Source organism: Kingella kingae ATCC 23330 (assembly GCF_900111845.1).
Classification (GTDB): domain Bacteria; phylum Pseudomonadota; class Gammaproteobacteria; order Burkholderiales; family Neisseriaceae; genus Kingella; species Kingella kingae.
Genome location: NZ_FOJK01000008.1, coordinates 26678 through 41530 on the forward strand (window position 1 = coordinate 26678; position 14853 = coordinate 41530).

22 protein-coding genes and 2 pseudogenes are annotated in these 14853 nt (G+C 46.3%); 22 read left to right on the top strand and 2 right to left on the bottom strand.

Annotation, left to right across the window (positions count from 1 at the left end; all coding sequences use genetic code 11):
- Positions 1–59: 59 nt before the first annotated feature.
- Together BQ5809_RS02985 and BQ5809_RS02990 are read right to left on the bottom strand one after the other, a co-directional pair.
- Complete coding sequence (locus tag BQ5809_RS02985; protein ID WP_003785043.1) at positions 60–1205, bottom strand: hypothetical protein; 1146 nt, start codon at positions 1203–1205, stop codon at positions 60–62.
- Between the two features lie 60 nt (positions 1206–1265).
- On the bottom strand, positions 1266–1649 hold the full coding sequence (locus BQ5809_RS02990; protein ID WP_003785045.1) for a helix-turn-helix domain-containing protein: 384 nt from the start codon (positions 1647–1649) through the stop codon (positions 1266–1268).
- Positions 1650–1762: 113 nt separating this feature from the next.
- Here BQ5809_RS02990 and BQ5809_RS02995 point away from each other — a divergent pair, with 113 nt between their 5' ends.
- The 22 genes and pseudogenes from BQ5809_RS02995 to BQ5809_RS03095 all read left to right on the top strand — a co-directional run bounded on the left by BQ5809_RS02995 (position 1763) and on the right by BQ5809_RS03095 (position 14807).
- A complete protein-coding gene (locus BQ5809_RS02995; protein WP_003785047.1) occupies positions 1763–1912 on the top strand; it encodes a helix-turn-helix domain-containing protein in 150 nt (49 codons plus the stop codon).
- 38 nt (positions 1913–1950) lie between these two features.
- Complete coding sequence (locus BQ5809_RS03000) at positions 1951–2241, top strand: hypothetical protein (protein WP_003785049.1); 291 nt, start codon at positions 1951–1953, stop codon at positions 2239–2241.
- A gap of 36 nt (positions 2242–2277) precedes the next feature.
- Positions 2278–3150 (top strand): DUF3102 domain-containing protein, encoded by an 873-nt coding sequence (locus BQ5809_RS03005; protein ID WP_003785051.1) that lies wholly within the window; start codon positions 2278–2280, stop codon positions 3148–3150.
- 6 nt (positions 3151–3156) lie between these two features.
- Positions 3157–4243: pseudogene (locus tag BQ5809_RS11525) on the top strand (transposase); the annotation flags it as partial.
- A pseudogene (locus tag BQ5809_RS11530) lies at positions 4232–4963 on the top strand (ExeA family protein); the annotation flags it as partial. The pseudogenes BQ5809_RS11525 and BQ5809_RS11530, both read left to right, overlap by 12 nt.
- Position 4964: 1 nt before the next feature.
- Entirely contained in the window at positions 4965–5117 is a 153-nt protein-coding gene (locus BQ5809_RS10960) for a hypothetical protein (RefSeq protein ID WP_003785056.1), read from the top strand.
- Between the two features lie 57 nt (positions 5118–5174).
- Positions 5175–5342: a hypothetical protein gene (locus BQ5809_RS03020; protein ID WP_003785057.1), complete on the top strand. Its 168-nt coding sequence runs from the start codon at positions 5175–5177 to the stop codon at positions 5340–5342.
- Positions 5339–5836 (top strand): hypothetical protein, encoded by a 498-nt coding sequence (locus tag BQ5809_RS03025; RefSeq protein WP_003785058.1) that lies wholly within the window; start codon positions 5339–5341, stop codon positions 5834–5836. Before BQ5809_RS03020 ends, BQ5809_RS03025 begins: the two co-directional genes overlap by 4 nt.
- The gene (locus BQ5809_RS03030; RefSeq protein ID WP_003785060.1) at positions 5833–6252 is read left to right on the top strand and encodes a hypothetical protein; all 420 of its coding nucleotides are present in this window, start codon (positions 5833–5835) and stop codon (positions 6250–6252) included. The genes BQ5809_RS03025 and BQ5809_RS03030 overlap by 4 nt, the downstream gene beginning before the upstream one ends.
- Before the next feature lie 104 nt (positions 6253–6356).
- Positions 6357–6965: a DUF3164 family protein gene (locus tag BQ5809_RS03035; protein ID WP_003785061.1), complete on the top strand. Its 609-nt coding sequence runs from the start codon at positions 6357–6359 to the stop codon at positions 6963–6965.
- A gap of 113 nt (positions 6966–7078) precedes the next feature.
- Positions 7079–7978: a recombination-associated protein RdgC gene (locus BQ5809_RS03040; protein WP_003785064.1), complete on the top strand. Its 900-nt coding sequence runs from the start codon at positions 7079–7081 to the stop codon at positions 7976–7978.
- 121 nt (positions 7979–8099) lie between these two features.
- Positions 8100–8450, top strand: a complete 351-nt coding sequence (locus tag BQ5809_RS03045; RefSeq protein WP_003785065.1) for a Mor transcription activator family protein — start codon at positions 8100–8102, stop codon at positions 8448–8450.
- Between the two features lie 235 nt (positions 8451–8685).
- Positions 8686–9777: a hypothetical protein gene (locus BQ5809_RS03050; protein WP_003785069.1), complete on the top strand. Its 1092-nt coding sequence runs from the start codon at positions 8686–8688 to the stop codon at positions 9775–9777.
- A 15-nt stretch (positions 9778–9792) separates the two neighbouring features.
- Positions 9793–10725 (top strand): major capsid protein, encoded by a 933-nt coding sequence (locus BQ5809_RS03055; RefSeq protein ID WP_003785071.1) that lies wholly within the window; start codon positions 9793–9795, stop codon positions 10723–10725.
- Between the two features lie 48 nt (positions 10726–10773).
- Positions 10774–11106, top strand: a complete 333-nt coding sequence (locus BQ5809_RS03060) for a DUF2190 family protein (protein ID WP_003785072.1) — start codon at positions 10774–10776, stop codon at positions 11104–11106.
- A 3-nt stretch (positions 11107–11109) separates the two neighbouring features.
- The gene (locus tag BQ5809_RS03065; protein ID WP_003785075.1) at positions 11110–11364 is read left to right on the top strand and encodes a hypothetical protein; all 255 of its coding nucleotides are present in this window, start codon (positions 11110–11112) and stop codon (positions 11362–11364) included.
- Between the two features lie 3 nt (positions 11365–11367).
- Entirely contained in the window at positions 11368–11793 is a 426-nt protein-coding gene (locus BQ5809_RS03070) for a DUF1320 domain-containing protein (RefSeq protein ID WP_003785076.1), read from the top strand.
- A complete protein-coding gene (locus BQ5809_RS03075) occupies positions 11794–12294 on the top strand; it encodes a Gp37 family protein (protein ID WP_003785077.1) in 501 nt (166 codons plus the stop codon).
- Positions 12295–12303: 9 nt separating this feature from the next.
- Positions 12304–13695, top strand: coding sequence for a phage tail sheath family protein (locus BQ5809_RS03080; protein WP_003785078.1), 1392 nt, complete (start codon positions 12304–12306; stop codon positions 13693–13695).
- 15 nt (positions 13696–13710) lie between these two features.
- Positions 13711–14226 carry a phage major tail tube protein gene (locus BQ5809_RS03085; protein WP_003785079.1) on the top strand — a complete coding sequence of 172 codons (516 nt, stop codon included), beginning with the start codon at positions 13711–13713 and terminating at the stop codon, positions 14224–14226.
- A gap of 133 nt (positions 14227–14359) precedes the next feature.
- Positions 14360–14641 carry a phage tail assembly protein gene (locus BQ5809_RS03090; protein WP_003785080.1) on the top strand — a complete coding sequence of 94 codons (282 nt, stop codon included), beginning with the start codon at positions 14360–14362 and terminating at the stop codon, positions 14639–14641.
- A 52-nt stretch (positions 14642–14693) separates the two neighbouring features.
- Positions 14694–14807 (top strand): GpE family phage tail protein, encoded by a 114-nt coding sequence (locus BQ5809_RS03095; RefSeq protein WP_003792207.1) that lies wholly within the window; start codon positions 14694–14696, stop codon positions 14805–14807.
- Positions 14808–14853 lie beyond the last annotated feature (46 nt).

The following is a 14853-nucleotide window of genomic DNA, read 5'->3' on the forward strand; positions in this document are numbered from 1 at the left end:
TGGGGATTATGCTTTCAGGCTGCCTGAAAGGCTTTTAATGCGGATTAAAAAAGTGAGATTTATAAAATCATCCAAATAATAAAGATGACAACAGCCACAATGATACCTATACAACCTGTTTTTTCATTTTGCTTATTTGCATTTATGCTGTTGGGTGGCGAGGTGGGTATCTTGGGATTTGATGAACGATTTAAACTTGCTGAATCTTGAATTAGCCTTGCTGATATTCTAGGTTTGTTTGTTATAGGTTTAGATTCAGGCAGTGGTTGCTTGTTATCATCTAATTTCTTTTGTATCTCATCTGCTAATTCTTGATATTGCTTTGCAAGATTTTCAAAATATTCTGCTTGTTCATTCAATTTTTCGCGTTTAAAAGATAGGCGAATTTTGTCAAAAACTAGACTTAAATACAGATGATTGAGCCATTTTTTGTAAAGTGCTTTTTGATTGTGATATTTTGCCTCTCGTTCAACAATCTCACCTAACTGATTTATTAACTGGATAAACTCAAATTTAGAAGATTCAAAAAAACCTGCTTGTTGCAAGAACAATGGCAATCTCAAATAGTTGTGTATACTTTGCCACTCTCCATTTTGTCCGTCAATTTCTTTTGCCCGAAATAGACATTCTATTGCCAAATCCCACTGTGTTTTTTTGAATTGTGTAGCCGTGCCATGCAATTTCCACACACCTAATTGCAACAGTTCCCCTGTAAGTATTGATGGCTTTCGTTCATATGCTTTATTTGGTTCAAGCAGTTTTAGAAAATCATGGTCTTTTACTGCTAATTTTTTTGTCTTTTTTGCTGATGATGCAATTGGCACATTTGCTAATTGCTCATATGTTAATGCCAATAGGTAGCTTCGTCCTTGCTTACGGCGATAAATATCCTGACGCACTTCTGCATAATACAGTACATAGCGCAATACTTCTACTTGTTGTTCTCCAAAGTGATTTTTAACGTAAGCGGTCATATCACTTTGTAGAACAGGTTTATTTTGTTCTGCAATATATCCTCTAATTAGTTGAATACCTTGCCGATATGTTGGGTCTTCTCCTGCAAATTGAGCGACCTCTTGGGTAAAAGCATCTTGATTGGTTTTATCTGTACCATGAATGCCATAAGCTGCTTTTTGGTAATACATTCTCGCGGTATCAAAATCACCTACTTTCCATGCTTCTCTGGCTAAATAAACAAAATCCATTGCAAAAATCCTTGCTATTTAAAATGCATATTCTCGGAGCTTGTGGTTTTACACGTTCATCTACGTCCCATAATATCTTTGAATTTGATTATCTTGGTTTGCTTTTTTCTCTGTGCTACGCGCCACGCTTGAAATAACAAATTTTCCGTTATCACTGGCTTGGCGGTAGTTTTCCAGCAATTCTTTTTCATCTACATCTAACTTTATTTTTTCAGGCTGCTTTTCCTGAATAAATGGTTCGCCTATTCCACAGACAAGCCAATTTAGGTTTACACGCAATCGTGTACAAATAACTTCTAAACCTTCCGCATTTGGGGTGCGTGTACCGTTTAAATAGCTTTGAGCTGTTCTATATGGCAATTCTGTTAATTCTTGAAAATCCTTTAATTTCAAATTCTTATTTTCACAAATAAAAACCAATCTTTCTTTTATACACGTTTGCATCAAATATCCCTTTACTTTATACGCGAACGCGTATATTATGCACACATCGCAAACAAAAGCGCGATTTATCGCAAATAAATAGCGTGAATTTTATCACAACAAGGAGCTTAAAAATGGCTTTAACACCCGAGCAAGTTAAGAAAAATTTTAAACAAAAAGGCATCACGTTTTCAGGCTGGGCAAGAGAACATGGCTATCGTCCGCAAGAAGTTATCCGCGTCCTGAATGGTTTTTTCAAAAGCCAGCCGTGGTCAAGGACATGAAATTGCCGTCAAACTGGGTTTGAAATAGGAGCAACCTAATGGCAATCAGTAAAAAAGGCAGCCGTGTGCTGAAAGTATTTAAGGCTTTGGAAGCGCATCCGATTATCGGGTTGAGCAATAAAGAAATTGCGGACGGCTTGGGTATTTCTGCGGTTCATGTGAGCCGTGATTTGGAAGATTTAATCGCTGAAGGTTTGGTAACGAAACTAGATAACGGCAATTTTGCATACAGCATTAAAACCTTGCAGATTGCGGAGCGTTTCAGGCAGCAGCAAGCTCATTTGACTGCTAAATTGGAAGAAACCGCAGAACGTGTGAACAGATTTTAAGAAGTTCCGACGTCGGAACTTTTGGGAGATAAAAAAATGAGTAGTGAAGTGGAAGTGATTGATGTGAATGCAACCAGTAATCACGCAGCGATGCACAGCGTGATGGTAATGGAACAATGGGGAAACGGCGAAACCTATAACGAAGCAACTTGGATTGAACGTGGTCGTCATGCAGTCCGCCAAACATTGGAAGGTATGTTTGAACTGGGGCGTGCGTTGATTGTATTAAAAGAACATACCGAATACGGTCGTTTTGAAAGCATTGTTAAAGAACAATTTGGATTAGGTAAAGCAGAAACATCGCGTTTGATGAATGCAACTAAACGTTTCGCCACCCCACAAATGCAAAAAGCCGCGCCCAAACTGATGGACTTGGGCAAATCTAAACTGCTGGAACTCTTGGTAGAAGAAGACGTTACCCTAGTCGGTTTGGCGGACGGCGAAGAAGTAAACGGCATGACTTTGGACGATGTGGACAGAATGACGGTGCGCGAATTGCGAATTGCCCTGCGTGAAAACCGCGAGCAAATGCAAGCCAAAGACAAGGTGTTGGGCGATAAAAACGCCAAGATTGATGAACTTGCCGAAAAACTGGAAAAAGCCAAGAAAAAAGGCAGCCTGAAAGAACCCGACCCTGCCGATGTTGGCAATGAATTATACATGGCGGTCGGTGCAAAAGAAGTAGCGATTCGCAGCCACATTGTGCAACTGGGCGAATATTTCACGCAGCTTGCCGCACACGAGCAAGCCCACGGCATTTCACATCAGGCAAAAATGACTGGCGTCATCAATCAAATCATTATGGATTGTCAGCATTTACGCGACCAGTATGGGCTGCCTGAAACGATTCCCGAAGACGATATGCCCGAATGGCTGACTGGTAGCGATTTGCAGCCTGAAAGCGAGTAATCCCCAATGAATGCGGTATTAAACGAGCGATTAAACGCGATTGCCACGCAACTGGGTAAATTACCGCACGGTGGCAAAACGCCTTTTTTGCAAGCCGAAGCCGAGAAATTGGGCATGAGTGTGGCAAAACTTTACAAAGAATTGGAGCGTGTGATGGTTAAACCTCAACGTAAACGCCGTGCTGATGCAGGAAAAACGGCGTTGGAACTCAAAGATGCACAGATGATTTCCGCCGTGCTAATGGAAACCATGCGGAAAAACGGCAAACGTTTGATGACGGTGGAACGTGCGGTCCGACCAGTTGTTGCAGCCTGCACCTGTAACCAGTCTGCAAAGTTTGCACCCAAATCATGTTTGGCAGATTGACGCGAGTTTGTGTGTGCTGTTTTACCTGCCTGTATCGGGCAAGGACACAGGTTTACGCATGATGAATGCGGACGAATTTTACAAAAACAAGCCAAAAAATGTCGTGAAAATTGAGCAAGACCGCGTGTGGCGGTATGTCGTAACTGACCATTGTTCAGGCTGCCTGTTTGTGTGGTATGTGTTTGGTGGCGAGAACTCGGAGAATTTGTGCGAGACGTTTATTCAGGCAATGCAGCCGAAAGCGGAGCGTTTGCAAGACCCTTTTTGCGGTGTGCCTGTGAATGTGATGCTTGACCCAGGGTCGGCGAATACAGGGCATGGATTTAAGCACCTGAATAAACAGCTTGGCGTGAATGTGATTATCAACAAAGTGGGCAATCCACGCGCCAAAGGGCAAGTGGAAAATGGCAATAATTTGGTGGAAACGCAATTTGAAAGCCGCCTGAAACTGGTACGCATCAACAGCATTGAGCAGTTGCAGGGTTTGGCGAATCGGTGGATGCGTTATTTTAACGGTCAAAAAATCCACAGCCGACATGGTATGAGCCGTTACAAGGCTTGGCAAAAAATCATGCCCGAGCAACTGATTATTCCGCCGCCGACTGAATATTGTCGTGAATTGGTGTTGAGTAAGCCCGAAGAACGCAAGGTCAATCCCGATTTAACCATTGATTTTGGTGGACGCAAATATGACGTACGCAACGTGCCGTTTGTGCTGGTGGGCGAATCGGGTGCTGGTAAATCCACGCTGCGCGAAGACTTGCAAGACCGCATTAACCGAGAAGGTCGTCAAGTGGTGGTGATTGAGCCATATGTATTGGCGATGGAAGACAACGACCAAAAAGGCAAAACGCTCAAAGCGGTACACATTGCCGAAGCGATTTTGGAAGCCGTGTCGCCCAATACATCACCCAAACGCAGCCCCGAAGCGCGTTTCCGCCAAATTCACAAAGCCCTTGCCGATAGCGCGAAAGCTGGCAACAAGCACGTTTTAGTGATTGAAGAAGCGCATTGTTTGCCCATTCCCACGCTGAAACACTTGAAACGCTTTTTTGAACTGAAAAACGGTTTTGAACGCTTGATTGGGATTGTGCTAATCGGTCAAACCGAACTGGGGCAAAAGTTGAGTGAGAACAACCCAAATGTGCGTGAAGTGGTGCAACGCTGCGAAGTGGTAACGCTGTTGCCACTCACGGACGGCAAATTGCAAGGCTACCTGAAACACAAATTTGAGCGCGTAGGCGTGAACGTTGCCGATGTTTTAACCGACAACGCCATTGATGCCATTGCTGCACGGCTGACGGTTACCAGTCGCAACAAAAACCAGTTACAGCAGCAAAGTTTGTTGTATCCATTGGCGGTCAATAATTTGGTATCGGCGGCGATGAATGAAGCAGCTAGTTTGGGTTTTGCCAAAGTAGATGCGGATATTGTGAAAGGGATTTGAGATGGAGTTGCTTTATTATTTATCTGCCCTGCGTTTTTGGGAAACGGTAGAGCTGTTGATTAAAGTGTGTGTACTGGGTTTGTCCATTCGTTTTGTGCTGAAAGTGTGCATTTTGCAACCGATTGACGAAATGCGACGCACATGGAAACAATAATTTTTTTGCTTGTTGATTTTTATAACTATTTGATTTTAATTTAAAAGGAAAAATCAAATGATGACCGACCCAAATTGGATTATCCAAAAAATGAATGAGTGGGAAGAGAAATTGGCAGTAGCGCGTGATGAATCTGATTACAAATTGGAACAACGCGCCACAAGAGAAATCAAAGCCTACCGTCAATGGTTGGCAAGATTAAACACAGCGAAAGGGAAACCATGAAAACCCGATGCCCCTGCTGCGGAGCAGAAAACAGCCTAGACGCATTACTGGCACACGAAGAAGCAAGACAAGCTGTGTGGGCGGTAGCGCAAATCAACGGCGAATTAGGGCGACTAGCCGTGCAATACATTGCCTTGTTTCGCCCTAGTAAAACCGCGCTGACATTTGACCGCATGGCAAAACTGCTTGGCGAAATTCAGCCCGACATGGAACGTGGCGCAATCAATCGCGACCGCATTGAATACCCAGCACCGCCCGAAGCGTGGGGGTATGGCTTTCGTGAAATGCTATCGCGCCGAAATGCAGGCTGCTTGAAATTACCGCTCAAATCACACGGTTATTTGTATGAAGTGATGAGCGGTTGGAAAGGGCAAGGCTTGCGTAGTCCTCTCCCCACCCCTCTTCCAGAAGGCGAGGGAAATCCAAGCAGCCTGCAACCCGAAGCCAGCCAAACGCTGACCGCAGCCATGCAATTACAAGGATTGCGCCGATGAAACCACCGCGCAAAATGCCTGATTGGGCGTATAACCAAATGATAGAAGGCTTACAAAAATTACTCGTGTTGCGTTTACAAGGCGCACCGCCAGCCGATGCGATTGTTGCGCTTGCCTCGGTGTGGGAAGAAGCCCTCATCCCCCACACATGGTTTTACGATAGAGATTTAGACCACAACCGTTTGCCCACCGCCTTCAAGCGCGTGATTCAACACGCGGAAAAATGGGTGCAGCCAGCACAAGTTATCCGCGAAATTCCACCACGCAGCGAATCGGCTGTGTCAGGATTGATTGAACAAAAGCAGCCTGCACTATCCGAAGCCGAACGCGAGCGCAATCGGCAATATATTCAGCAGTTGTTGAACACGATTGCGCGAGCCAAACGCCCCAATGATAGTGAATTCACTTCAAACTAATACAGCGTTACCAACGCCCTTATGTACCACGCGTACACGGCGGTCGTTGTCGCCTTGTCCTAGTTTGAATTGAATCCACTATAACCCAAACAAGGAAATCCAAAATGAACGAAATTGATTTAAGCCAATACCGCCAAGACGCTCGCGGCAATTTAATCCCGATTGAGAACATCAAAGAAATTGATTTAGACCGCGATGAACTGGTCAAAGAAATTTTTGCAGCGATTGAAACGCCCATGCGTGAACTGGAACAAGCACGGCGCAACGGCATTGAAGATGTTCGCGCTTTCGTTGAATTAGCCGCCGAAAAATATGGCGCGAAACCGAGCAAAAAAGGCAACGTAACTTTGCATAGCTTTGACGGTGAATTACGCGTTACTGTGGCAATGGCGGACGTGCTGACCTTTGACGAACGCTTAACCGCCGCCAAAACGCTAATTGATGAATGCTTGGACGAGTGGACGCAAGACAGCCGCCAAGAATTGAAAACGATTGTGCAGCAAGCGTTTGATGTAAACAAAGAAGGCAATATCAGCACGGCAAAAGTGTTGGGCTTGCGTCGTTTGAATATTGAGCATGAGAAATGGCAACGCGCCATGACGGCGATTGACGACAGCATTCACACGCAAACCACACGCGAATATATCCGCATTCATCGGCGCGATGAAAATGGCGCGTATGTGTTGGTGTCGCCTGAATTGGGGAAAGCGTAGTTTGCCCTCTCCCTAACCCTCTCCCACAGGAGAGGGAATCAACTCGCAAACGGCGGAGCGGTTTTCCAAGCCGACTTGCAGCCTGAAAAGATTTCAACGTAAAGGAAAATACAATGTTTATTAAACAATTAAGCGTTTATCGCTTGAACCCTGAAACCGCTCCTAGTGTAGATAAGCTGGAAATGGCATTGGCAAAATCCCCTTTTTCGGAAGTAACGGGTTTAGATTGGTACAGTCTCGGTTTTGTACCTCCTCATGATTTTGGACACGAGCTGGTTTTTCAGGCTGCAAACACATGGTCGGTTAGCTTGAAAAAACAAGAACGTATTTTGCCTAATTCTGTCATTAAAGATGCGGTAGAACAGAAAATCACACATATTGTGCAGAATGAATGCCGTCCTGTTGGTCGCAAAGAACGCATTGAGTTAAAAGAACAAGTGATAGATGAATTGTTACCACGCGCTTTGTGCCGTAGTAGTCGCTTGATGGCGATGTGCCATGTGCCTAGTCAGTTGTTGTTGATTGGTAGTGCGAGCAGCCATGTTGCTGAGAATATGCTGTCAAATTTACGCGAGGCTTTGAGTGGATTAGATGCAAAGTTACCTCATACCAAGCAGTCGCTTATGTCTTTGATGACAGAATGGGTATTAGCCAGTAAAGCCGCAGGCAATTTTGAATTAGATGATTCGTGTCAATTAACAGGTGTTACGCGCTTTGATGGACTGATTAAAATCAGTCATAAGCTATTGAGTGATGAAGATGTGGTAATTCATGTCAAAAATGGTTTGAAAGTTAAAGAATTAGGCTTGATTTGGCGTGAACAAATTGCTTTTGTTTTAACGGAAGACTTTAAGTTAAAACGCATTTGCTTTTTGGATACTTTGCAAGAAAAAGCAGAATCACAGAGCGATGATGCAGCCAGTTTAGCTTTTGCTAGTCAAGTGATTGCAGCCGAAAGTTTGTCTAAATTGATTCATGAATTAGTTGCCATGTTAGGCGGATGGGGGGAATGACTTTCAGGCAGCCTAAAAGACCATTTTCAGGCTGCCTGAATTATTGTAGAATATTGATTATATTGTTGATTTTTGAAACATCGTTTCACACAGTGAAATAAATCACACGAAAGGACAGCCTATGGCAGACACCCGAGTTCCCGAATTAGTCGCCGATTTAGAAGCGCAAGCCGTAGCTTGTTTAATGGAAAACGTCCCCACGCTAGACGGTCAGACCGCCACCATCATCAGCAAAAAATTATCGCAGCATTTAAGTTGCAACTGGGGCGGACAGTTGATTTACTTTCCCAAAAACCAAGGCGGCAAATTAGACGAGCGCGATAAACAAATCTATGCCGAGTTTAACGGCAAAAATCATCAAGAGTTAGCCAGAAAATACAATTTAGCCGTGCAGCAAATTTACAAAATCGTCAAAGCCGTTGAGCAGGCGGAAGCGTTAAAACGACAACAGGGCTTGTTTGATGATGATTAAAATCCCTAATTCAAACTACAATGCGGTCAGGTTCGTTTCTGACCGCATTTTTAACGCGTTTAAAACTTGGGTTGGGGGTTTGCTTGGGTTTGGGGTAAAACGCGCTATAAACGCGAATTTGAGTGATTTAGAAAAGCAGCTATTTTCAGGCTGCTTTTTTTAATGTGCGTTAAAAGTTTTTCAGGCTGCCTGAAAGCATAATCCGCCCTATCTAAACAGATAAGGGCGTTTTTTTATGCAATACGAAATTTTCCGCGCTGGCAAACGCAAAGACGCGCACGGCACGGAAGTAAACATCACGGTGCAAGATTTGCAGCAAGCCGCCAACGCCTATAACGCCAATTTTCACGAAGCACCGCTTGTTATCGGACACCCAACCCACAACGCCCCTGCGTTTGGCTGGGTGGAAAAATTATCCGTTCAAGGCGATGTGCTGACGGCGGATTTTAAGCAGGTGGACGATGGTTTGGTGGATTTGGTGCGACAGGGCAAATACAAAAAAGTGTCGGCAAGTTTTTATCCGCCTACGCATTCGGCGAATCCTGTGCAGGGGTCTTGGTATTTGCGACATGTTGGCTTTTTGGGCGCGGCTGCCCCTGCGGTTAAGGGTTTGGCGGCGATTGAATTTGCAGATGATGAAGCTGGCGTTGTGGTGTTTAGTGAAGATTTTGCAATGACACAAAACGCGATTGCCCGAACTTTTCGCCGTTTGCGTGAGTGGATTATTGGCAAAGACGGCATGGACGCTGCTGACCAAATTATCCCAGCTTGGCAGATTGGCGAATGGGAACGCGCCGCCACGCAGCCTGAAGTTGTAACCCCTGATTTTAACGAAACGGAAACAAAGGAAACCGATATGGCAACCGAACAAGAACTCGCGGCGGCAAATGCTGCTCGTGAAAAAGCAGAACGCGAATTGGCAGAATTGAAAGCCGCGCAAGCCAAAGCGCAACGCGATGCAGTACATCAATCCAATGCGAATTTTTGCGAAGAATTGGTTAAGGCTGGCAGCCTGAAACCTGCGGATAAAGATTTGATGAATAAGGTGCTGGATTTTATGTCATCGCCTGAACAATGCGCGGATTTCAATGAAGAAAACGCGCTGGTCAATTCATTCAAAGCATTTTTGCAAGGCAAGCAAACGATTGTTGAAACAGGCGAAATGGCAACACCGCAAAACGCTGGCAAAGCGCAAAGCTATTCAGGCAGTCACGATTTTGCGGAATATGCCGAACCCAACGCCTTATCGCATCATGAACGCGCTTTGGCGTTGGCAGCAAAAGAAAACATTTCCTACGAAGAAGCGGCTCGCCGCACAGCTCAATAACAGAAAGGTAATACGATGAGTGCAGCACATTTACGCCAGTTACGCGGTCAGATTGACCCTGTATTGACCCAGTTGGCGGTGGGTCATAAACAAGCCAAGTTTATCGGCGAGAAAATTATGCCTGTGGTGTTTACCGAAAAAGAAGGCGTGAAAATCCCGACTTTTGGCAAAGGCTCGTTTGTGGAATATCAAACAGAACGCGCGGTAGGCGCAGCCAGTAATGTGGTAAGCATGGATAAAACCGTACTGTTGCCTGTTGTGTTGGAAGAACACGATTTAGCGATTGGTGTGGATTACCGCGAACAAGCAGAAAGCCTGTTTGATGAACGCGCCAAAGCCACGCGTCGCGCCGTGAACGGCATTCAGTTGCGCCAAGAAATTGAAACGGCAACGCTGTTGCAAAGTAAGGCGACTTACGAGAGCGGTCATTACAAAGATTTGTCGGCAGCAACGAAATGGAGTGACAAAACCGCCAACCCAATCAAAGACATTGCAGACGCAAAAGAAGTGGTACGCGCTGCCTGTGGTATGCGCCCGAATGTGTTGGTATTGGGTGCGAGTGTGGCGCACGCTTTGTCGTACCACCCTGTTTTGCAGGCTGCTTTGGGTAGCAATGAACGCAAATTGATTACGCCTGATATTTTGAAAATTTTGTTTGAAGTAGATGAAGTGATTATCGGCAATGCGGTTTCTGCTCCTGCGCCAAATAAACAAACGAAAGACGTTTGGGGTGCATTTGCAGCGTTGATTGTCCGCCCGAAAATCATGTCAAACGGCAATGACGAAGGCGAGCCAAGTTTTGGCTACACCTTGCGCCGTCAAGGCATGCCGTTGGTAGACCGCTACAACGAAGTGGGCGGTAAGGTGGAATACGCTCGTTACACCGACATTCGCAAAGTCGCGGCTGTGGGTGGTGCGTGTGGGTTCTTGTTTGATAAAGCAATTTAATTTTCAGGCTGCCTGAAACAAAAGGCAGCCTGAAAGAAAGGTAAAAAAATGACACTAACTAAAAAAGTCGTTTTGGTGGCAACCACCACCGCCCATGCCCCAATCATCGCCAATCGCCTGATTGGTTTTGACGGCAAACAAGCCAAAGCCAATGCTCCTGTGTATGGCGTAACGCCACGCGATGCGGACGAAGGCAACAGCGTGGCGGTGGAATGTGTCGGCATTGTGCTGGTGGAAGCTGGCGGTGCGATTACCGCAGGGGCAAAAGTCGCGGCGGACGGCAACGGTTGCGCGGTGGCTGGAGAAAATAATGCGTTTGGCGTGGCGGTATCGGCTAAGGCGGAAGCTGGCGAATTAGTCGCCGTGTTGATGAAAGGCTAAAAAATGGCAAACAAATATTTGGCAAATACTCCCTTGATTTTGCAAAACGAAAATGGCGAAGACGTGCGCGTTGAGCGTGGCGAAACGGTGGTTTTATCGGATACGCAATATGCGGAAGTGGCGGCACACGTTACGTTGATTGAAACGACGGAAAAGCAGCCTGAAACGGCAGAGCCAAAAGACAATCAGCCTGCACAATCCGCACCCGAAGTAACGCAGCCTGAAAAGCCGAAACGCAATTCCAAAGCGGAGCAGTAAGTCATGTACATCAACGCCGATGATTTAGCCAAAGCGATGAGCAAGGCGGAGCTGGTGCAATTAACCAATGACGAGCCGCGAGCCACAGAGCCAAACAATGAGATTATTCAGGCAGCCATTGCCTATGCGTGTGATTTGGTGGACGGCTATTTGCGTGGGCGTTACCCATTGCCCTTGCAAGACGTGCCGACTGTGTTGCCGCCATTGTGTATCAATATTGCCCGACATTATTTGCATTCTCGCCGATTAAATCGGGCGGATTTTCCGAAAGTGCTGGAAACGGCTTACAACGCCACAATCAAGGCATTGGAGCAAATCCGAGACGGCAAAATCCACATCGGCGTTGATAATTTGGCAAAACAAGCACAGCCCGAACGCGGTTCGTATCACGTTCGCGGCGGTGTGAAACACGATTGGGACGGTTACTAAATGAGTGCAACACGCCCGATTATTGACGCGGTTGCCACGCATTTACAGGCAGCGATTCCGTGGGTTAGCGTGGACGTATTCCCCGAAAACCCTGCGGATTATCAATTTATCCACCCTGTTGGGGCGGTGCTTGTCGGTTATCAGTCTAGCAAATTCACTAAACTGGAAAGTTTAGGCTTGATTGCCCAGCAGCGTGATGTGGTGCTGCATTTGACGGTTATCGGCTCGCATTTGCATGGCGATGATGGCGCGTTGGCGATTTTGGACGAGGTGCGTTTGGCAATCGTGGGCTTTAAGCCGCCCAATTGTTTGCCGTGTAGCTTGTTGCAAGAACGCTTTTTAAGCGAAGACGCAGGTGCATGGCAATACGAATTAACTGTGCAAACCACCACGCAGCAAGTGCAAGTTTGCCAGCCTGAAAACCTACCTACGCTAACACAAGTCCATCATCGCCACACACAAGACCCACTCAATCCCCATTTAAAACCCCAAACGCCATAGGAGAACAACATGGCAGCAGCATTTCATCACGGCTCGGAAACCATTCGCATTGACGGAGGTTCTAGCCCAGTTTACACGGTGGACGGCGCGATTACCGCCATCATCGGCACAGCACCCACAGGCGCAGTCAATGAATTGACCGTTTGCCAAACCAGTAAAGATTTTGCCCAATTTGGCGCAGAGCTGACCAATGCAGGTTTTACCATCCCCAATGCCACGAATATTTGGACACGTTACAAAAGCGGCATTGCTTATGTGGTTAATGTGTGCGACCCAAGTAAGCACAAGACCACCGTAACCGATGAAGTTTTGGTGGTGGATAGTGATACCTTGTCTGCTAAAACCAAAAAACCTGCTTTGCAAAGCGGTTGGGTGGTAAAAGATAGCACGTCCACTTTGACTGCTGACCGTTATGCGCTCAACGCTTTGACTGGCGAAATCCAATTTAAAACCAAACCTACCGACCCTAAAATTACCTACACGCACACCGACCCAACCAAAGTAACCGAAGCCGACATCATCGGCGCGTATGTTGCGCAAACAGGCAAACGCACGGGCATGGAATTGGTAACCGAAGGCTTTAACCGCTTTGGTGCAGACGCGAAAATCATTATTGCACCTGAATTTGACAAGACCGCCACTTGCGCGGCTGCTTTAACGGTTTTGGCGGACAAATTACATGGCATTGCGTATTACGATGCGCCCAAAGGCACAAAATTGAGTCAAGCGATTACAGGGCGTGGCAATCTTGGCACCATCAATTTCAATACATCCAGCGACCGCGCACAATTGTTTTATCCGCACGTGATTGGCGTGTTGGGCGTGGAAAGTTTGGCGACCCATGCCGCAGGTTTGCGTATGAAAACGGACGTGGAACAGGGGTATTGGTTTTCAACGTCCAACCGTGAATTGTCGGGCGTAACAGGCTTGGAAATCGGTTTGACCGCTCGTGTGGACGACCCACAGAGCGAAACCAATCGCCTGAACGAAAAAGGCATCACCACCGTATTTAACAGCTACGGTACAGGCTATCGCTTATGGGGCAACCGCTTGGCGTGTTTCCCCACCACATCACACATCAAAAACTTTGAAGTGGCGCAACGCACAGGCGATTTGATTGACGAGAGCATTCGCCGTTTTGAGCTGCAATACATTGACCGCCCAATTGATGACGCGCTGATTGACAGCTTGACAGAAGGTATCCGCACTTATTTGAGTACGGTGCGCGGTATTGTCGGTTACAGCGTGAGCTTGGATTATGACTATGATTTGGCGGAAGCATTTAGCAAAGGTCAAGTGCCGATTGTGTATGACTACACGCCCAAGCTGCCGATGGAACGCGCCACCAATACCAGCGTGATGACGCGCAAATATTTAATCAACTTGGTTGGCAACAGCTAGGAAGGACGGTAGAAAATGAGCGTAATCAACGCAATTTACAATGCCAACGTGTATGTGAACGGTGTTTCGCAACTTGGTCGTGCAAAAGAATTTAAGCTGCCTGAATTTGAAATCAAGCAAGATGATTACACAGGTTTGGGTATGTTCGCTGGCGTGAAATTGCCCAGCGGCGTGGAAGCCCCCGAAGGCGAAATCACTTGGAATGCCTTTTATCCTGATGCGGCGCGGATTATTAACCACCCATTTAAAGCGGTGCAACTGATGGTGCGCGGCAATTTGCAAACTTTTGATGCGACTGGCTTGGCAAAAGAAGTGCCGATTGTGACCACCGTGTCGGCATGGTTCAGCAAAAACGCGCTGGGTGGCTACAAACCGCATGAAAAAGCGGAATTTAGCAGCACTTATCAGGCGGTGGAAATTCGTCAGGTGGTGGACGGACGTGAAACCTTGTATTTTAACGCACTCAAAAACGAATACCGCGTGGACGGTGTGGACGTGTTGAGCCAGTTCCGCAAAAATATTGGCGCGTAGAGTTTGATTTTTGAATTTAAAAGTCCTAGTGGGTTGCTGTCCGCTAGGACTTTTTTTAATGCGCGTTAAAAGCATTTCAGGCTGCCTGAAAATAAAATACACCTGTTTTTACGACATTTTTTAAGGAAAAATCATGACACAAGCACAACAAATCAAACAAGAATTGAACGGCGAAATCACGGTAACGCTGAAATATCCCATGCGCTTGGCGACAGGGCAAACGCTGAACAAAGTAACTGTGCGCCGTCCGCGTGTGGGTGATTTGCGTGCAGTCATGCACATCGGCAACGAGGCGGAACAAGGTTTGGCGTTGGTGTCGCGTGTTACGGGTCTTGTTCCCGAAGATTTGGATATGTTGGATTTGAAAGATTTGGAAGCCATTCAAGCCACATTTCGTAGCGAAGAAGACGAGTAATCCGAAAAGTTCGCAGCAGCTCAATCAAGAATTACTAGCTGCTTGCGCCGATATGGCATGGTGGTTTGGGTGGAGTGTGCAAGAGATTTACGATTTGCCATTAGATGAATTTGCCGACTGGCTAGATGAAGTCAATCGGCAAATTAAGGCGAAGTATCAGAAATAGGATTAGGCGTTGCGCTCACGTTCGGCAGCAATTTCGTGCTGTAAAT

What these genes read in the sequence shown, in the direction of transcription:
- BQ5809_RS03005 (WP_003785051.1), top strand. Translation starts at nt 2,278, where the DNA reads ATGAGTAGTGAAGTGGAAGTGATTGATGTGAATGCAACCAGTAATCAC.
- BQ5809_RS02990 (WP_003785045.1), bottom strand. Translation starts at nt 1,649, where the DNA reads ATGCAAACGTGTATAAAAGAAAGATTGGTTTTTATTTGTGAAAATAAG.
- BQ5809_RS03070 (WP_003785076.1), top strand. Translation starts at nt 11,368, where the DNA reads ATGTACATCAACGCCGATGATTTAGCCAAAGCGATGAGCAAGGCGGAG.
- BQ5809_RS03030 (WP_003785060.1), top strand. Translation starts at nt 5,833, where the DNA reads ATGAAACCACCGCGCAAAATGCCTGATTGGGCGTATAACCAAATGATA.
- BQ5809_RS10960 (WP_003785056.1), top strand. Translation starts at nt 4,965, where the DNA reads ATGGAGTTGCTTTATTATTTATCTGCCCTGCGTTTTTGGGAAACGGTA.
- BQ5809_RS03020 (WP_003785057.1), top strand. Translation starts at nt 5,175, where the DNA reads ATGATGACCGACCCAAATTGGATTATCCAAAAAATGAATGAGTGGGAA.
- BQ5809_RS03040 (WP_003785064.1), top strand. Translation starts at nt 7,079, where the DNA reads ATGTTTATTAAACAATTAAGCGTTTATCGCTTGAACCCTGAAACCGCT.
- BQ5809_RS03095 (WP_003792207.1), top strand. Translation starts at nt 14,694, where the DNA reads ATGGCATGGTGGTTTGGGTGGAGTGTGCAAGAGATTTACGATTTGCCA.
- BQ5809_RS02995 (WP_003785047.1), top strand. Translation starts at nt 1,763, where the DNA reads ATGGCTTTAACACCCGAGCAAGTTAAGAAAAATTTTAAACAAAAAGGC.
- BQ5809_RS03075 (WP_003785077.1), top strand. Translation starts at nt 11,794, where the DNA reads ATGAGTGCAACACGCCCGATTATTGACGCGGTTGCCACGCATTTACAG.
- BQ5809_RS03080 (WP_003785078.1), top strand. Translation starts at nt 12,304, where the DNA reads ATGGCAGCAGCATTTCATCACGGCTCGGAAACCATTCGCATTGACGGA.
- BQ5809_RS03090 (WP_003785080.1), top strand. Translation starts at nt 14,360, where the DNA reads ATGACACAAGCACAACAAATCAAACAAGAATTGAACGGCGAAATCACG.
- BQ5809_RS03035 (WP_003785061.1), top strand. Translation starts at nt 6,357, where the DNA reads ATGAACGAAATTGATTTAAGCCAATACCGCCAAGACGCTCGCGGCAAT.
- BQ5809_RS03060 (WP_003785072.1), top strand. Translation starts at nt 10,774, where the DNA reads ATGACACTAACTAAAAAAGTCGTTTTGGTGGCAACCACCACCGCCCAT.
- BQ5809_RS02985 (WP_003785043.1), bottom strand. Translation starts at nt 1,205, where the DNA reads ATGGATTTTGTTTATTTAGCCAGAGAAGCATGGAAAGTAGGTGATTTT.
- BQ5809_RS03065 (WP_003785075.1), top strand. Translation starts at nt 11,110, where the DNA reads ATGGCAAACAAATATTTGGCAAATACTCCCTTGATTTTGCAAAACGAA.
- BQ5809_RS03055 (WP_003785071.1), top strand. Translation starts at nt 9,793, where the DNA reads ATGAGTGCAGCACATTTACGCCAGTTACGCGGTCAGATTGACCCTGTA.
- BQ5809_RS03025 (WP_003785058.1), top strand. Translation starts at nt 5,339, where the DNA reads ATGAAAACCCGATGCCCCTGCTGCGGAGCAGAAAACAGCCTAGACGCA.
- BQ5809_RS03085 (WP_003785079.1), top strand. Translation starts at nt 13,711, where the DNA reads ATGAGCGTAATCAACGCAATTTACAATGCCAACGTGTATGTGAACGGT.
- BQ5809_RS03045 (WP_003785065.1), top strand. Translation starts at nt 8,100, where the DNA reads ATGGCAGACACCCGAGTTCCCGAATTAGTCGCCGATTTAGAAGCGCAA.
- BQ5809_RS03050 (WP_003785069.1), top strand. Translation starts at nt 8,686, where the DNA reads ATGCAATACGAAATTTTCCGCGCTGGCAAACGCAAAGACGCGCACGGC.
- BQ5809_RS03000 (WP_003785049.1), top strand. Translation starts at nt 1,951, where the DNA reads ATGGCAATCAGTAAAAAAGGCAGCCGTGTGCTGAAAGTATTTAAGGCT.